General features: G+C 47.3%; 10 protein-coding genes. 8 read left to right on the top strand and 2 right to left on the bottom strand.

From position 1 onward, the window contains the following. Window positions 1-197: 197 nt before the first annotated feature. Entirely contained in the window at window positions 198-1,454 is a 1,257-nt protein-coding gene (locus SH678x_RS12075) for a tyrosine-type recombinase/integrase (RefSeq protein WP_496918700.1), read from the top strand. Window positions 1,455-1,466: 12 nt separating this feature from the next. On the opposite strand, the gene SH678x_RS12080 is transcribed toward SH678x_RS12075, so the two are convergent. Together SH678x_RS12080 and SH678x_RS12085 are read right to left on the bottom strand one after the other, a co-directional pair. Next, window positions 1,467-1,748: a DUF1580 domain-containing protein gene (locus tag SH678x_RS12080; RefSeq protein ID WP_496918701.1), complete on the bottom strand. Its 282-nt coding sequence runs from the start codon at window positions 1,746-1,748 to the stop codon at window positions 1,467-1,469. Between the two features lie 792 nt (window positions 1,749-2,540). Continuing rightward, window positions 2,541-3,884: a neutral/alkaline non-lysosomal ceramidase N-terminal domain-containing protein gene (locus tag SH678x_RS12085; protein WP_496918702.1), complete on the bottom strand. Its 1,344-nt coding sequence runs from the start codon at window positions 3,882-3,884 to the stop codon at window positions 2,541-2,543. 475 nt (window positions 3,885-4,359) lie between these two features. Between SH678x_RS12085 and SH678x_RS12090 the strand changes: the two genes are divergently transcribed. From SH678x_RS12090 to SH678x_RS12120, 7 genes are all read left to right on the top strand, one after another. Beyond that, window positions 4,360-5,505 carry a carbohydrate binding domain-containing protein gene (locus tag SH678x_RS12090; protein WP_496918703.1) on the top strand — a complete coding sequence of 382 codons (1,146 nt, stop codon included), beginning with the start codon at window positions 4,360-4,362 and terminating at the stop codon, window positions 5,503-5,505. A 79-nt stretch (window positions 5,506-5,584) separates the two neighbouring features. After that, window positions 5,585-7,018, top strand: coding sequence for a neutral/alkaline non-lysosomal ceramidase N-terminal domain-containing protein (locus tag SH678x_RS12095; RefSeq protein ID WP_496918704.1), 1,434 nt, complete (start codon window positions 5,585-5,587; stop codon window positions 7,016-7,018). Between the two features lie 72 nt (window positions 7,019-7,090). Next, a complete protein-coding gene (locus tag SH678x_RS12100) occupies window positions 7,091-10,087 on the top strand; it encodes a PVC-type heme-binding CxxCH protein (protein ID WP_496918705.1) in 2,997 nt (998 codons plus the stop codon). A 72-nt stretch (window positions 10,088-10,159) separates the two neighbouring features. Continuing rightward, entirely contained in the window at window positions 10,160-11,473 is a 1,314-nt protein-coding gene (locus SH678x_RS12105; protein ID WP_496918706.1) for a 3-keto-disaccharide hydrolase, read from the top strand. A 249-nt stretch (window positions 11,474-11,722) separates the two neighbouring features. Next, complete coding sequence (locus SH678x_RS12110; RefSeq protein WP_496918707.1) at window positions 11,723-14,182, top strand: sodium:solute symporter family transporter; 2,460 nt, start codon at window positions 11,723-11,725, stop codon at window positions 14,180-14,182. A 45-nt stretch (window positions 14,183-14,227) separates the two neighbouring features. Then, window positions 14,228-15,139: a beta/alpha barrel domain-containing protein gene (locus tag SH678x_RS12115; RefSeq protein ID WP_496918708.1), complete on the top strand. Its 912-nt coding sequence runs from the start codon at window positions 14,228-14,230 to the stop codon at window positions 15,137-15,139. Window positions 15,140-15,497: 358 nt separating this feature from the next. Further along, the gene (locus SH678x_RS12120) at window positions 15,498-16,325 is read left to right on the top strand and encodes a hypothetical protein (RefSeq protein ID WP_496918709.1); all 828 of its coding nucleotides are present in this window, start codon (window positions 15,498-15,500) and stop codon (window positions 16,323-16,325) included. Window positions 16,326-16,512 lie beyond the last annotated feature (187 nt).

A 16,512-nucleotide genomic window follows, 5' to 3' on the forward strand; every position in this document is an offset into this window, starting at 1 on the left:
CAAAATCTCGCTCATAACCTCGAGGTCGTCGGTTCGAATCCGGCCCCCGCCACTTTCTCTAAGTCTTGCTGAAACCTCACGTTAGGTTACCTGTCATCGGTTGGCAGTGCGGCTCATTTGCAGCGCAAAAGGGGTATGCTAAAGGGGTAACACCCGGCACGTACCCTGTTTGGCTTTTAATGAGCAGGATTACGCACGTGCCACGTCTCTTTCACAGACCCCCTAAGTACCGTCTCCATAAAAGCACTAATCAAGCCGTTGTTTCCTTGAACGGCAAGGTGCAACAGCTAGGTCCCTATGGATCTGAGCAAAGTCACAGACGCTATCGCCAAGTCCTAGATGAGTGGCAGGCGATCCGTCATCAACAGCAGCAGCAACCAAAGCCTGCTTTATCGCCTCACGAGCTGATTGCTGCCACCATCACTCCGGAATCACTCCGACAAAAATGGAAACAGGGGCTACCCGTTTCTGTCTACGAGCTCATCTTGGTCTATCTAAGACATGCCAAAGAATACTATCGCAAAAATGGGATAATCACTCGTGAAGCCGAATTGATTGAAGAAGTCCTTTTGCCTCTCGGCACCAAGCATGGTCGTGACTCAGTCGACAAGTTTGGACCGGTGGACCTCGACAACTTTCGCGACGATTTAATCAGTGACTTTGATTGGTCGCGTAAACATATCAATAAGCAAATTGTTCGTCTGATTGCCATGTTCAAATGGGGCGCAAAGAAAGAGATTTGTGCCGCGGGGGTCCATTCGCAACTCGCAACGCTAGGAGGGTTGAAAAAAGGCAGAACTCCAGCACGTGAGACACTGGGTGTCTCTTATGTTCAAGATGAAATTGTGGATCGCACACTTCCTTATCTTCCTGAAATCGTGGCAGATATGGTGAGATTGCAAAGGCTAACCGGGGCACGACCGGGAGAGGTCTGCTCGCTACGTCCGGGAGACATTGATCGGTCTGATGACGTCTGGCATTACTGGCCCCATGGGCACAAAACTGAGCATTTGGAAAAGGATCGTATCGTGATGATTGGACCACAGGCCCAGCAAGTCCTTGTTCCTTATTTGACACGTGATACGCAGAGCTACTGTTTTTCTCCCGCCGAGTCGATGGAAAAGCTCCGCCATCAGCGGGAAGCTCAGCGAAAAACTCCCACAACGCATGGCAACCGCCGCGGCACAAATCGTTTGAGCGATCCCAAGAAAACTCCGGCAAGCAGATATACGACCGACAGTTACCGACGTGCCATTCAAAGAGCCTGCAAAAAGGCTCGTGTTAGCATGTGGCACCCAAACCAGCTTCGACATACAGCCGCCACAGAAATTCGGAAGCGATTCGGACTCGAAGCAGCACAAGTCATCTGCGGTCATCAGACGGCTAACGTTACTCAAGTGTACGCGGAGCGAGATTTAAAGTTAGCAAGGCAAGTTGCGAGTGAAATCGGTTAGCATTAGCTAGGATCAGCTACGACTGTTACTCAGCAGGCTTTCGATAGCATCGTTTACGCGAGCGTGTTCTGCTGATGCAGCTGATCCGACGCGAAACTTTAAAAGCGCTCCTGTGGTTGTATACAGGATTCCCCCAATCAGCTCCGTTTTAAGCACTTGGCCCCGAACTCCCTTTGTTGCCCACCGATAGACGGTCGAATAGTGGACCTTTTTGCCGTTTCGTTTTGGCAGAAAATTTGGAACTTCTTTTAGCGAGATGTACTCATCGGTTGGTATGGAAAAATCAAAACTCATAGAACACGCCTGCTAAAGTTTCGACCGGATCCAGGGAAAAATTGGATAACGGCAATCGTTGCCTCAAATCAGTGAAAATGAACAATACCAGTGGGTGAGGCTGCCAGGTATAAACACATACCCAAAGTTTAGACTTCCCCCGCCTGCAAATGTGGGCGGCGAATGCAGTAAAGTTGCAGCATTTGTGCAACTATGAGAATGGCTTTCTCGGCCGAGAGAGAGGTCAATTTTCGGCGGACGATTTACTTGCACTTGTACTGCAAGTGTTATTATTTGCGTATACGTCGAACCAGTATCTCATAGGAGCAGCGCGATATATTCAGCTCTCAAGCGCTACACATAATCTTTCGAGTGACTCACCAAGCCTCTGACCAACATAAAATGATGCTTGTTTGTCCAATTCTATTAGATCCACGGTGCTGGGCTGAAGTCTGCCGGCAAGCTTCAGGGACCTTTTGACCCTGAGCCAACATAACCTCTGCCTCACGCAGCTTCGAGATGATCTTTTCCGCCGTAACTTCTGTCCGCGTGGCATCAATTACCCTCCTTAAATTGTCGCTCAACACCTGGATTCTCGCTCCAAACGTGGACACGGGTGAAGGGGGCACGTAAGGGCCAGGTCAAGTACGGTCAGAAACTACTTTTTGCCTCTAATAACCTTGTTACGCTGAAGCATTGTCTTCTGTGAAGATTTTCGGCTCTATTAACAAGAGAATGGCGATTTCGTTTTCAAAAACACCAGATCTATCTGAAGCATGAAAACTTCGGTTGGAGTGAAAGAATTTGTCAAACTTACTGAAACTGGTCTTTGATTTCTCGAAATATTTTGAGTTCAATTTCGGCTTCCCATGGCGATGGTTGCCCATAATATCGCATTGCGCTTGATCCCTCATAACCACCCTCAGCGAGTACTCTTCGAGAAGGAATGTACGCCATGACGTCATTCGTGTAGCCAAAAGTCCAATACTCATCTCCCAAATCACGCCGAACCCTTAACGCATAATCAACGACAACTTCACCACCAATCATAATCCAAGTGAGTTGGTCGCCGAATTGGCACGTCTGAATCGGAAAAGGATAGTCAGGGGCCAACTGGCCACGATCGGACCATTGCTCTAGCAAGGCCCTGGCCCAGTTAATATCGTACTGGTCACTCGATTCCAATTTGCGCAGCAGTTCTGTCCGAGAAGGCAAATTCGCAAACTTTATAGGTATTTCGCGATAGCATGACTCAAGGTCTCCTTTTACATCTATCATGGGGGAAATCAATACTTCATCGACCGCCTGTGCCAATTGCTTACCATATTCTTTCGCAAGTGCGACAGTCTTTCGCGGCAATGGGTTTTGGTCGGCGCCACAGCCGGCAGCAAACAAGGCCACTGTACCTTTATGGCGCGCCTCGAGTTCGATTTGAGCGAATCCCGGATAGTCACCTGACCATTCGTTAAATCTCAATACAGTGGCATGGCAAGCATAGCCGAAGAATACGGCTTTCAGTCCTTCATCCGACTGTACCCTCAAGACTGGCACCCTGTGGTCAAAAGGTCCTTTGAGATTATTACTGTCTCGAAGTTTGGAAACATTCTCCTCCACGTTCTCACGGCGATTCACAGCAAAGTTGGCTGATCCAACCCCAAAGCTTACATCGACTGGTTCGAGATCGAAAAAAGCCTGATTAATCACGCTATTGACTCGTCCGATCAACCATTTCGTATATTCGTCAACTTGACGTATTTCAATCTCAGAAAGGTCAAACATCGCGCGCAGATTCTTACCCACAATCGGTCCAGTGTGGGTGTGCGATGAAAAAACACAGATATTGGCTAGGTCGAAGTCGTGTCGTTGACAGGCTTGGGAGCGTATTGTGAGGGAAGTTTGCCGATCTATTCCGACCAAGTCTAGCGTAACGATAACGAATAAGTTGCCGTTCGAATCTTTCAGAACCAACGCTTTCGCCCAAAGGTCGGTGAGTTTTCCATTCGAAATGCCGGTTCGGCTACCATAACCAGACATTCGCATGGGCTCGATTGGCGTGATGTTTGCGGTCGCAACCCCGGCTGCCCAACCATCAGCCCCTGCAATACTCGAGCCAAGCATGAATATCGAAACAGTAAAACACAAAACTGAACGAATCATTGCTCTGCCAATGGAGAATTGAGCGAAGGCGACTTCACCATTTTATGAAAGAATAATTCTTAGTCCAGATTTGCGAGGCTTGTTCAATGCGATGTGTCGCAAGGAGAGACCTAGACTTGATATTGTCTCATCAGAAATCAAGACGATTAGTGTATCCTAAGAACCAGCGAATGCTTACGCATGATATCAATCATCGATTTCTGATACAGATACATATGATGCTAAACCACGGAAGTAACAGAGACTCCGGTGCAAGCGTTTCCGTCTAGGCTCGGTTCGGAGCCAAAATTTCAGTATCTGGAAGCATTTTGCCTCTGCCGTCCGCTTCTCAAACATCATTCAAGTGCTGTTGGCTATCCCTGTTAACACAAGATCCTGATATACAATTACCCGAAAATCCAAGATTTTTTGCCCAAGTGTTGCACGAGAACCATGGGGGAGCTAACATGTGTAGACACCTGTGGACACTAGGGTTTTGTGGGAAATCTTAGGAAGCCATAAGCTTCGAGTTTATCAGTCCAACTCTACTTTCAGGATCAAAAACTCTCTCTCAAAGAAACTTTTATGCATCAAGGTAACCGTTTATCAGTTGCTTGTTGAACTTTTTAAGGAAAAGAGTACCTCGGATATGAAATACATTCTCGCTATGTATGTCGCCCTTGTTGCGTGTTCGAATTTATTTGCGGCCACGGCTCAAATTCAACCTGATCAGCGGAGTTGGCTGGCGCCGACGATTTCGACAACGGAAGTTGAAGCAGTCACCCTCACTTGGGGTAGCACCGAATTGATTGTTAATGGTGGCTTTGAAAGTGAACCGTGGAGTGGTAGTTCGGCCACTAGCACCACGTTTGCACGGACCGGGTTGCAAAGTCTCATCTCAGCTGGCGGCGCTGGACCGACGGTAGCTCAGGACACGGTCGTGAGCGAAGAAGGAGCGATTTACAACGCGAGTGTTTGGGCTGGAGAAGATGGCGATAATATTTCGCGAATTATCTGGTCTGTCGGAGGTGAAGTACACACGGTGACCAACGTGGGTGATAGCGTCAATGAGCCCTTTGAAATCCGTGGTTTTGAGGAATACACCACATCGTTTACGATCCCTGTTGGTTTTTCCGAACTTCCAACCGATTCCCAAAAAATTAGAACGAACCTCGACCGTCAAGGAGGTGGCGACCAAGTCTACTGGGATGATGTCTCGATCCGACCTGACAGCCTGTTTGTCTATCGAAGCACCAGTCCGTTTACCAATACAAGTGCCGCGACACTTATCGCTACCTTGGATGGCGAAACTGCGACAGGGTTTACAGATACAGGCCTCAGCGGCGGCGGTGTTTTTTATTATGCCGTTTCGGCAACCAACCTAGCCTGGGAAGTCACTTCCCTCGAAGGAATTGCGCTAGATTCATCGGGCCTCGCTGGCGACTTTGATCTCGATGGTGACGTCGATGGCCGTGACTTTCTCTTGTGGCAACGTAATCCAACCATTGGCAATCTGGCCGACTGGCAAACCAACTACGGAGTAACGCCAATCTCAGCTGTTAATGCAATACCTGAGCCCTCATCTGTAATCCTGCTTGCTATGGCTGCTATTGCGGTCGCCGCTAAAACCGCAAGGAAATAAAATGCCCGTCATGAAATCGCTCATTAGAAACGTAGAGGCTAGGCTTCTAGAGCAGAAATTGAATTTAATACGATTATAAATGTATAGCTCATTCCAAGGAGAGAAGGTGTGTGGCCCAACTTTGTGCAAACACATCAGCGCTGTTTGCACATTCCTGATCGCTGGCTTGTTATGGAGTGGTGATGCGAGGAGTTCTTCCGATGAGTTCTCTTGGCGAGCGGGAGTCTCCAAAAGGGTTATTACTCCCGAAACTACTGTTTGGCTCGCTGGATATGGGGAAAAACGCGTACCAACAGGGCAACTTCATGATTTGTGGATGAAGGCTTTAGCACTTGAAGACAAAGATGGCAAGCGTGTTGTATTAATCACGAGCGATTTCCAAGGTGTTCCGAAAAGTATGAGCGACGTTGTATTTCAACGTCTGCAAGCGGAACTAGGCTTGGCTCGCGATCAGGTGATGCTCACCTTCTCACACAATCACTGTGGCCCTCGCTTAGGAGATGATTTAGTTGACTACTACCCTTACGAGCCGAAACAGGAAGAGTTGATTGCCGCATATACTGTAGAAATGCAGAATGAGTGTGTGGCATTGGTCAGGGAGGCTATAGCAAACCTTGCTCCGGCAGAACTTGAACAAGGTTGCGGTGTAACGACGTTTGCAGTAAATCGTCGCAACAATTCAGAAGAAACCATACCTCAGCTTATCGCCGAAGGCAGGCCACTTGCCGGTCCCGTTGACCACGATGTTCCTGTACTAACCATCACAAGGGATGATGGTCAGATTGCTGCAATTCTCTTTGGCTACGCCTGCCACCCTACAACGCTTCGTTTTACGAAGTGGTGTGGTGACTATCCGGGGTTCGCTCAACTTGAGCTAGAAAGAAGACACCCAGAAACGGTCGCAATGTTTGTGAACACATGTGGAGGTGATCAGAATCCTCTTCCACGTCGTGAGGTCGAATTGTGCGAACGATATGGGCAGATGTTGGCAAACGCTGTTGACGAGGTTCTCGCACTGCAACGAACACCTGTAGCAGCCGAGGTTGTCACAAGTTTCAGATATGTCGAACTCGCGTATCAAAAAGTTGTCAACAGGACGGATCTCACTGAAGCAACTGCTAGCAATCACACGATCAAGAGACGTTGGGCAGGTCGTATGCTGCAAAAACTAAACAAAGGAGAAGCGTTTCCCTCAACCTATCCTTATCCCATTCATGCATGGCGTTTGGGTCACGAGATGTTAGTGATTGGTATGGGAGCAGAGACAGTTGTTGACTACGCACTCCGATTTAAGAAAACCTACGGCAAAGGAACATGGGTCTGCGGTTACGCAGATGATATGGTGTCTTACATTCCCTCTCATCGCGTATGGTTGGAAGGTGGATACGAAGGAGGCATGAGCCTATTTGAGTATGGTCGGCCTGCTTTTAGTTGGGCAGAAGACGTTGAAGATAGAATTGTTGCAACTGTGCAACGAGAAGTAGAACAAGTCGGTTGGCGCCCGAAGCAATGATCTGCTCCCCTAGGCTTAAATCAGGAAAACTTTCATTCAATAGATGTATACCTTCTACAAAGGACGAGTTCTTTGCAATCGAAAAGTCGACTTCTGCTTGCTGCATTGAAAACCGTAATCTTTGCGCTAGGGGGTAGTGGGTGCGGCATTTTGGCGGGTGAAGCAACTGAACTGCTAAAAGAGAGTTATAACGCTGCCCTGCCGAGAATAACGCCTACCGAACCCAAGGATGCTCTTAAGACATTCCGGCTTCGCCCTGGTTTTCGTATCGAACTCATTGCCTGTGAACCATTGATACGGGATCCGGTGGCAATGGACTTCGATGCCTCTGGTCGCATCTACGTATGTGAAATGCCTGAGTACAATCAATATGCCAACCCGCATTTCCAAGAGAAAGGTGCCGTCAAACTCTTAACTGACAACGACCATGACGGCATTTACGAAACTAGTACAACTTTTCTGAAGGGAATCGACTCGCCTGCTGCGATAGCTTGTTACGACGGCGGTGTTTACATTGGGTCGGTTCCCAATATTCTCTACTGTAAAGACATCAATGGTGACGGAATTGCAGACATTCGTCGAACCGTTTTTACTGGCTTCGGCCGTGACGAGGCAGGCGAAGCGATGATGAACTCTATTCGCTGGGGATTAGACAATCGTTTTCACATGTCAACAAGCAATGCTGGTGGGAATGTAAAGAAACACGATGAAGTGAAAACATCGACTGTCTCAGTTCGAGGGCAAGGTTTCGTGTTTGACCCTGCACACGAAACATTTGAATTGACCAGTGGTGACGGACAGCACGGCATGAGCATGAACGATTGGGGAGACAAGTTTACATGTACCAATAGTGCGCCTGCTCGCATTATTATGTATGACGGTCGTTATTTGGAACGCAACCCTTTTCTGTCTGCTCCAGCAGCGGGGGTTAGCATAGCACCGGATGATAAATATACCAAAATCTTTCGCGTTAGCCGCATTGAGCCGTGGCGCGCAGTTCGAACGACCTTACGCTCAAAGGGATTGGTCGCGGGATCTGACGAAGGCGGACAGCCTTCGGGGTACTTTACGGGCGCTACAGGTGCCACCATTTTACGAAGCGGAACTTGGGCTGATGAATACAAAGACAATCTGTTGGTCGGTGAGGTGGCTGGCAACTTGATTTACCGAGCTTCAGTTGAATTTAGCGGCTTAGAGGCCGTGGCAAATCGAGCTGATAGAGATGCTGAGTTTCTCGCTTCGACTGACAATTGGTTTCGACCGGTTCAAATGGCCAATGGACCTGATGGCAATCTATATGTACTGGATATGTACCGGGAATTGATTGAGGGTGCGGCCTTTATCCCTCCTCAAATTCTGAAGCATCTTGATGTAGCAAGTGGTATCGACCGTGGAAGAATTTATCGAATATCGCCGGCAAAAAGTAGTCATAGGCCCTTCACAAATTTGTCAAACAAGACGTCAGCTGAACTTGTAAAGTTTCTTGATCATCCCAATGGATGGCACCGCGATACAGCGTCACGTTTACTATACGAGCGACAAGACGAATCTGCCGTTGAACCATTGCGAGAACTCTCACATAACGCAACGACTGATCAAGGGCACGTTCATGCATTGTCCTCGCTCGCTGGTATTGGTTCACTAACACCGGAAGATATTCTACCCCACCTACGCCACGAGAATGAGCGTGTCCGTGCCCACGCAATCCGTCTCTCAGAGCCGTTCCTTGAGGAGTCGACTGAACTCCGCCAAGCTGTATTTAAGATGGCACATGACAAGCAATTGAGAGTACGCTATCAGCTTGGCTTTTCAGTTGGCGCATGTACACAGCATGACATTTCTCCAATACTATCTCACCTTATTCAACGAGATGGAAATAACAAATGGATCAGGTTGGCTGTTCTCAGCTCTGCATCGAGTTGTGGCAATAAATTATTCGAAGAATTGGTGGCGTCCGAATCATTTGCAGATTCTACATCTGGTCGGACGTTTATCCTGGAACTCTCAACGCAGTTGGCTAAGCGAGCTCACCCACAAGATATTGCTACTTTAAGGTCATCAGCCAAACGCCTGATGACTGCGGATAAGCCTCTGGCCGCAGCAATTGTGCGTACGACAATAGGAACAGATTCTGCGGCAGGATTCTCCAAAACAGAGGATCAACGATTGGAAAGTTTCGTCGAAAAGATGATTGAAAATGCTAAGCGAGAGGCTGCTGAAGAAAACCCAGTTGAGCATTTACGAATCGAAGCCATCAACACTTTGGCACTTTCCTCTTTAGATAGCGTCGTCGAGTTACTGTCAGAATTGCTTAGCTTCAAGCAGCCACAATCTATACAATTTGCAGCACTAGAAGTTCTTTCGCAATTTGATGACGACGAGGTTCCTTCAACAATACTCGACCTTTGGAGTTCAATGGGACCTAGCTTGAGAAGTCGGGCTATTGAGGTGCTTCTATCACGAAACGATTGGATACCAATCTTCCTTGACGCGATTTCTAGCAAAACAATTCCGAGAGGTGATGTCGACCCGGCTCGTATCAAATTACTTATAGATCAGACTACAGGTAGCCTGCATGATCGAGTGATGGAGTTATTTGGTGCAGCGGGCTTGCCTAGTCGAGCAGAGATAGTGGAGCAGTATCGTCCCATCTTAGAAGAACACGGAGATGTCTTTGCAGGTAAACTCGTATTCAAGAACGTTTGTTCTAGCTGTCATCGATTGGAAGGGATTGGTGCGGAAGTCGGCGCAGACCTGTCAGCAATACAAGATCGTGGTTCTGAGGCGTTGCTGCTGAATATTCTAGATCCCAACCGCGAGGTCAAGCCACAGTATTTGAATTATGTCGCGATCACATCACTGGGAAAATCTATCGCAGGAATGATAGTCGAAGAAACGGCCAATAACGTGACCATTCTTAGTCCCGATGGCAACAGAAGCCAGATCATGCGAATAGATTTAGAAACTCTTGAGAGTACGGGAATGTCATATATGCCCGAGGGCCTTGAGCGTCAGATCAATCATAAGGCTATGGCAGACTTGCTCGCTTATCTCAAGTCGCAGAAATAGCATCCAGTATCTTTTATATCTTGCCTATATATTTATACGCAGTAGATACTACCCAGACAGGCGTAGAAGACCATGGCCCCATTTTGGCACTCGTTGATCTTTTCAATTGTATGCTTGATTCTAGGCTCAATCGCCAACGCTCAGGACGAGCCTCCGAGGAAGTGGCACTCTCTGTTCAACGGTGTAAATCTTAATGGCTGGCATGGTAGGCATCATTTCGACCCATCCAAGTTCGCTGCGATGAGTCCATTGGCCAAAGCTGCGATGAGAAAAGTTGATTTGGCAAATTTGAACGAACATTGGCGCGTCGAGAATGGTGAAATTGTCAATGACGGGCAGGGAGCATTCCTAACAACCGACATAGATTACGGTGATATCGAGCTTGAGTTGGAGTACAAGATTATAGCTCGAGGAGACAGTGGTGTTTACTTGCGCGGCACACCACAGGTACAGATATGGGACAGTACCGAAGCTGGAGGATATTGGAAACTGGGGTCTGATAAAGGATCAGGCGGACTCTGGAATAATTCCACTGGCGCAATTGGGAAAGATCCCTTAGAGCTGGCTGATCGTCCCCTAGGTGAGTGGAACAAATTGCGTATCTTGCAGATCGGCGCACGAACGTCGGTCTGGCTCAATGAGAAAAATGTGGTGGATCATGCGGTCATGGAGAATTTCTGGAACCGAAAGATTCCATTATTTCCACGTGGACCTATACAACTGCAGACCCATGGTAACGAAGTGCGATGGCGGAATATCGCATTACGTGAAATCTCATCTGATGAAGCTGGTGAAAATCTCTCGTCCAGATATAAAAATGAGTTTGAATCGATTTTCAACGGAAAAAACTTAGATGGATGGAGTGGAGCGGTCGAGGAGTTTGAGGTACACGACGAATCTATGGTCGCAAAAACAGGTCATACGGGAATTCTATTCACCAACAATACTTACACCGATTTTGTTGTGCGATTGTTTTTTAAACTTACGTCTGGCGGGAATAGCGGCTTGGCAATTCGTTATCCAGGAATCGGAGTTCCTTCTTCAGATGGTATGTGCGAAGTACAGATACTTGATTCGGAACATCCCATGTACGCTGACCTCGATGACAGACAGCACCACGGATCCGTCTATGGGTTGGTGCCTGCGGCGCGTGGATACTTGCGGCCCGTCGGCGAATGGAATTTTCAAGAAGTCACCGTCAATGGTACATCCATAATTGTAGAGCTTAACGGCACGGTCATTTTAGACGCTGATCTAAGTGAAGTTACTAATAGCATGAACAACAAAGAGCACCCTGGCAAAAATTTAACCTTAGGGCACTTCGGGATCGCAGGTCACAACGATCCTATCGAATTTAGAAGGATCATGATTAAGCGACTCGAATAGTCAGCTCGTGGCATGCTGAATTCCAGCGACACGAACAAGACAGATGTGTTATCAGACGCCGTTCATCGATCGAATAGGCCACATTTGCTCAATCGTCAGATTATTGCGATTGCCCCGGAGGCATTATAGCGACAATCAAACGAAGTGAGTATATAGAGAATTACGCTGGCACTACTATCGAATTTAAGCCGCAAACCTTCTAGCCATGAATTCTAAAACTGAAATGTCACAAATTGAAATGGGTGGTATGTGATTCTCTATTCGAATAAAAAATTGATCACCCACAAGTCCTTATTGCTAGCAGTTGGCATCTTTTTTGTGACCGCGCCTCACTGTAATGCACTGGAACAAGACCTTCCGACGAAAATGTCGGAAGATGTTAGAGAACAAGCGATCGGCGTTCTTAAGCAAGTATTTCGCAGTGGAACAAGCGCGGATAAGACTCAAGCAGCGATTTATCTTTTACTGCTCGACTACCCACTGGATGTTTCTGAAAACTCCCGTCGAGAACTAGCCAAGCCCACAGAAAACTACTCTTCTCAGATTGATTTGTGGCATTTGATGGCACTTAGTGCTGAACAAGAGCAACAGAAAGAGAAATGGATCGAGAAGATTCGCGACGTATTTCTTAATGAACAGGCCTCTGATCGCCTGCAAGCAGCACAGGCATTAGGCATGCTCGGCTATGTGACCAGACCTGAAGACCACGATCTTATCATTCGAGTTACAAACTCAAAAAATCGCACGTTGGCCGTCTATTCTCAATGGATTCTCGCCAACTCAAATCCTGAAAAAGAAATCACTCCTTTAGCTGACTTTCTTAAATCGAACCAAGAGGAAGTGCGACTAAGGGCAGTTCAAGCTCTTTTGTTGTTTGACGGAGATCTTCAATCAATTAGAGGTCAGCTTACTGAATCACTTCAAAACGAACGCCCTACTTCCCGAGTGCGTTCTTATCTACTTGCGTTAGCAACAATTCATTCCAATGATGAAGACAGAGCCTTCTTTAATGATCAGTTGCTCGACATCTTGTCCGAAGGAACAGATCAAGAAAAATTGCCCGCATGTATCGCCCTGTCGCGAATCGGAACAGATGAGGATTTGCCACAGCTCGTGGGTCTCCTTGAGGGCACAAATCCATCTCTTAGAATGGCGGCATCTTTTGCCATTTTACGTATTGATCGCCGACAACCGCATGGATTGGGCACATTCGACTGGACAGTGATCGTAATATATGGCTTAGGAATGCTGGTTGTGGGATGGTTCTACGGGAGTCGGACTTCTACTTCCGAGGAATACCTGCTAGGTGGTCGGAATATGAACCCCATAAGCGTAGGCCTCTCCTTGTTCGCGACTCTACTGAGCACACTCTCTTTTCTTTCCATACCTGGAGAACTTATTCAATACGGTCCTGCTTTGCTGCTGGGTGCGGTAGCTCCCCTGCCGTTCGTGATTATCATTGTTGGTTGGTTCATAATTCCACAGATCATGAAGATTCAAGCGTTTAGTGCTTATGAAATACTTGAAACCCGATTCGGACTGAGCATACGACTGCTAGGGTCATCTCTGTTTCTGACGCTCCGACTTTTCTGGATGGCAGCGATTCTTTACGCAACAACTAATACTGTTCTGATCCCTATTCTTGGCCTAGATAAATCTTCATCACTCCAGGTGTGTGCGATTCTTGGTCTAATCACGATAGTTTATACTACGATGGGTGGACTTCAGGCTGTTGTTATGACAGATGTAATACAATCGTGCATTCTCTTTGGAGGCGCTATAGCAGTACTTGTAGTGGTCTCAACAACTTTAGGAGGAATCAGCGGTTGGTGGCCGACGGAATGGCCAAGAAATTGGCCGGAACCTAGCTGGGGGCTGGACACGAGTCTCCGCACCTCGTTTGTTACTGCATCTGTCGCTACATTTACGTGGTGGATATGCACATGTGGCTCTGATCAAATGGCTATCCAACGATATCTGGCCACGAGAGATGCGGCTTCAGCTCGCTCTGTGCTTTTTGCGTCAACAATATCAACCGTACTAATCTATCTGGTTCTGGGATTGCTAGGGCTTGCGCTTCTCGCATTCTTTCGGACCCACCCACATTTCATACCAGATGGCAAGTCTATGGTTGCGGATGCAGATCAATTGTTGCCTCGCTTCATCGTCACACAATTGCCAGCCGGGATCAGCGGACTAGTAATCGTTGGGCTTTTGGCGGCAGCAATGTCGAGTCTTTCATCCGGAATCAATTCTTCTTGTTCCGTGATTACAGTTGACTTTCTCGATCGCTTTAGAAAGCGAGATGACAAGGAATCAGACACGGATCACATGCGGCTTGCCAAGTACGTATCAGTTGTTCTTGGGGTTATGGTGGTGTCCATGAGCTCTCTTGTCGGTGCAGTGGAAGGAAACTTAATGGATATCTGTTTTAAGTTTGTAAATCTATTGGCTGCACCACTGTTTGGATTATTCTTCATGGCAATGTTTGTCCCCCGAGCCACTACGCGGGGCACCCTAGTCGGAACAGTTGCAGGAATTATCGTCGTCTCTGCTATAACTTTTGATGCGTCACAATTGATCACTTGGGTACCAAGAATCAGTCACCTCTGGGCAATGCCGGTCGGCTTGTTAGTGCAAGTAGGAATAGGTTACATGGCAAGCCTTAGCGAAAATTCAATATTCAGGCTAAGTAAACCTGATTGCTAACCAGCATCAAGTTAATTGCCAACGCTTAGTTTGAGACCAAAGAATATGAAAAGATATCCAAGTGCCATATTGGCAACATGTGTATTACCGTGGCGATCCGACTACACCCTTGATGAACTATTGTTCCGTAAGCAAATACGCTTGCTACGTGACCATCTAACTAATCGACTCTATATATTTGGAACTGCTGGTGAAGGCTATGCAGTATCTGATGATCTATTTGAGCAGATCGCTTATATCTTTCGATCAGAGATGGAAGGTCCTGAAAATAATCCTATGGTGGGTCTGATCTCTTTGTCTCTGCGGACAATTCAAAAACGGATCGAATATTGCATATCGCTAGGGATTAAGGATTTCCAACTATCGTTTCCGTGCTGGGGCAGCTTAACCGACCATGAGGTAGACGTATTCTTTCTTGAGACATGTGGGCGTTTTCCTGAGTGTCGATTTCTGCATTACAATCTACCGCGATCACGACGCATTTTGACCGGATTAGACTACTCAAGAATCGCCGCGGCTTACCCGAACCTTGTCGCGGTTAAATATGGAGGCTCTGACGAAGAGGCATGCCTCGACATGCTGAGAAGTGCTCCGGAATTGCAACTCTTTGTTGGCGAGTCTGCATTTTCAAGTATTCGGGACCAATACGAATGTGGACTTCTTATTAGTTTGGCGGCAATAAATTTCCAAATGGCGATAAAGCTCTTTCAGGCTCGTGGCAATGAACTGAGTCGCATGCGAAAGGATATTGATGTGATACTCGAAGCAATATTGCGTGCTGTACGCGATCAAGGTCATATGGACGGGGTGTACGATAAACTTCTGATCCGGTCACATCTACCGGAGTTCCCTCTGCGCCTACTTCCCCCTTATACATCGGTCAGCGAACGTTCTGTGAAAGTGTTTCAAGACAGCCTGCCACAAAATTGGCGTGTTCTCCAAATGCCAGACCTGTGAACGCCCGAGTTGGATGTATGTGATTTCACTATAGCGGGACTTTGTCATGCTCGGGTTCTCCTCACTTCGAAATAACGCCCTAGATTCAGCCTAAGAATCAACAGATTCTCCTTCGAAATTTGAAAATTGCCGTCATAACTATTGCTCCGGCCGACATCCATGGCTAACATGTGTAGACACCTGTGAACACGTCTGGGGCTTAACAAATGCTGGCTCGAGGCCGTGAGGCTCCTAGCTGCCTTGGATCGTCGGTAAAAGGAATTGAAGAGGTATTTCAAGTTGCTGGATTTGTGCTGATTGCACGAAAGCAGGTCTCCAGTGATTTTCGCAATTTTCTTGGGAAAAAGGGGTTCGGCTAATGAAATACATCATTTCTTTGTGCATTGCTTTAGCAGTGGTGTCCACCACGCGTGCAGCCACACTACAAATCCAACCGGACCAGCGAAGCTGGCTCTCACCGACAACGACTAATAGCGAAGTTGAATCAATTACGCTTTCTTGGGGGAGTACCGAATTGGTCGTAAATGGCGGTTTTGAAACTGATAACTGGGCAGGTGCGCTGAATAGCACAACAACGGCCTTTAAAGTCAGTGGCCTGCAGTCGCTACTTGGACAGGGAGTTGGAAATGTTCAGCAAGACGTCGACGTAACCGGAGACGTTGGCGCCACTTACAATTTCAGTGGATGGGGTGCTGAAGGTGGGGGTAACATCTCACGTTTTATCGTCACAGCACAGGCTGCGGTTAACGATGTTCAGGTTAAGAATCTGACTAACGATATTGCAGTTGATGGGTTTGTTAACTACACCCACTCGTTTGTGCTCGGCCCTGGAAGCACAAAAATACGAGTTAATCTCAACAGGCAAAGTGGAACTGGTACTGTTTATTGGGATGACATTTCAGTTCGTCCTGACAGTCTTTACGTTTATCGTAGCAGCAGCCCTTTTACAAACACCAGTGCTGCAACCCTTATTGCAACTTTGGATGGCGATTCTGCAACGGGATATACCGACAGTGGAATCGTCGGTGGTGGAGTATTCTATTACGCGGTTTCAGCGACAAACGCCGGAGTTAATATCACCTCGTTTGAAGGTACAGCGATTGCTGTCCCAGAGCCTGCGAGTTTGATCTTAATGGCATGCTTGGGCGTTTGCTTTGCTCAATTTGGGCAAAGAAGACTGATATAGAATTTGTTGTTCGCTGAAGCATCTGCCATGCACTTGGGCAGAGTGTATGGCAGTTTGCTTCTTACAATCAGTGACATCAATACGGTAATTGAATAAGATTAGGCTTTCTGTAACTGCCACAGTTAATCTTTAAGGAATACTTGAGCTACGATCACTTCTTGTTTTATTGCGATAGAAATTGCGATTG

This window comes from Bythopirellula superficialaquae, from assembly GCF_059632245.1.

What these genes read in the sequence shown, in the direction of transcription:
- SH678x_RS12105 (WP_496918706.1), top strand. Translation starts at nt 10,160, where the DNA reads ATGGCCCCATTTTGGCACTCGTTGATCTTTTCAATTGTATGCTTGATT.
- SH678x_RS12080 (WP_496918701.1), bottom strand. Translation starts at nt 1,748, where the DNA reads ATGAGTTTTGATTTTTCCATACCAACCGATGAGTACATCTCGCTAAAA.
- SH678x_RS12095 (WP_496918704.1), top strand. Translation starts at nt 5,585, where the DNA reads ATGTATAGCTCATTCCAAGGAGAGAAGGTGTGTGGCCCAACTTTGTGC.
- SH678x_RS12120 (WP_496918709.1), top strand. Translation starts at nt 15,498, where the DNA reads ATGAAATACATCATTTCTTTGTGCATTGCTTTAGCAGTGGTGTCCACC.
- SH678x_RS12085 (WP_496918702.1), bottom strand. Translation starts at nt 3,884, where the DNA reads ATGATTCGTTCAGTTTTGTGTTTTACTGTTTCGATATTCATGCTTGGC.
- SH678x_RS12115 (WP_496918708.1), top strand. Translation starts at nt 14,228, where the DNA reads ATGAAAAGATATCCAAGTGCCATATTGGCAACATGTGTATTACCGTGG.